Origin of the sequence: Arenimonas sp., from assembly GCF_019459675.1 — a bacterium.
GTDB lineage: Bacteria > Pseudomonadota > Gammaproteobacteria > Xanthomonadales > Xanthomonadaceae > Arenimonas.
This window is the reverse complement of record NZ_JAIBFH010000226.1, coordinates 1-1,393: the sequence shown is the minus strand read 5'-3', so window position 1 is coordinate 1,393 and position 1,393 is coordinate 1. Positions and strand designations below refer to the sequence as shown.

The window sequence follows — 1,393 nt, the reverse complement described above, 5'->3', positions numbered from 1 at the left end:
CCCCCCCCCCCCCCCCCCCCCCCCCCCCCCCCCCCCCCCCCCCCCCCCCCCCCCCCCCCCCCTCGGGTTCACAAGGCCGTCCGGGCGACGCGTGATAATCAGGGCCTGACACCAAGAATCCGCATCCATGAACGAGTTCCCTGCCAGCCGCGCCGCCGGCCTGGAAGCCATGGCGTCCTTCGTGCCCGCCATGGGCCGGCGTTACGCCAACGGCCGCAATGTCGACCACGGGCCCGGGGCGCACAAGGCGGTATCGCGGCTGTCCCCCTACCTCCGCCGCCGCCTGGTGACCGAACCCGAAGTGGTGGCTGCCGCCATTGCCGCCCATGGCCCCGAGATGGCGGAAAAGTTCGTCGAGGAAGTGTTCTGGCGCACTTATTTCAAAGGCTGGCTGGAGCGGCGGCCGCAGGTCTGGAGCAGCTACACGCTTGGCCTGCAGGCCGATCTGGCAGCCATGGAGAGCGATCGCAAGCTGCGCCGCAGCGTGGAACGGGCGACCGACGGCCAGACGGGGTTGGCGTGTTTCGATGCCTGGGCGTCCGAATTGGTCGAAACCGGGTATCTGCACAATCATTCGCGGATGTGGTTCGCTTCGATCTGGATCTTTACGCTGGGGCTGCCCTGGCGCTTGGGCGCGGACTTCTTTTACCGGCACCTGCTGGACGGGGATGCGGCGTCCAACACGATCGGCTGGCGCTGGGTGGCGGGGCTTCATACGCGAGGCAAGCCTTACCCGGCGCGAGCCGACAACATCAAGACCTTCACCCTGGGCCGGTTCGCGCCGCGCGCCGGCGATCTGGCCGACGTGTCCCAAGGGCTGGAGGCGACCGAGCCGGAGGGTCTGCCGCCAGTCCTGGCCCTGCGCGACACCGTCGTTCCAAAGGCGGGCGTTCGCACTGCGCTGCTCATCACCGACGAGGATTGCCGGCTCGAGGATTTCGCCCTGTCGGGCCTCGACATCTGTGCCACGGCCACCCTTGCAACAAGCCATTTGCGTTCGCCCTTGGCGGTTGCCGATGCCGTCGTCCGATTCGAAGCCGGGGCCCTGGCCGACACCGCGGCGCGGGCAGGGGTGGCCGCCGACGCTTTGCGTGCAGACCATCCCAACGGGCTTGCGCGGGGGGCCGAGTCGGCGGGGGTCGCCCAGATCGTCACGCCCTACGCCACGCGCGGCCCGACGCACGACTGGCTGCGCGAGGCGGCGCCTTCGCTGGCCGCAAAAGGCATTGCGTTGTCAGAGTGGCGACGAGAGTGGGATGCCGAGACCTGGCCGTTGGCAACGGCGGGGTTCTTCAAGGTCAGGCAGCAGATTCCCCGCATCCTGACCGACCTGGGCCTGGTCTGAGGGACGCTGCCTGTCTGGGCGCGGGCCTTTCCGCCCCCGCCCCTGGCG

The 1,393-nt window shown here is 69.7% G+C and carries 1 protein-coding gene; it reads left to right on the top strand.

Features of this window, described 5'->3' with window-relative positions; genetic code table 11:
• Positions 1-127: 127 nt before the first annotated feature.
• The gene (locus tag K0M70_RS07690) at positions 128-1,345 is read left to right on the top strand and encodes an FAD-binding domain-containing protein (protein WP_290781194.1); all 1,218 of its coding nucleotides are present in this window, start codon (positions 128-130) and stop codon (positions 1,343-1,345) included.
• The last annotated feature ends 48 nt before the right edge of the window (positions 1,346-1,393 follow it).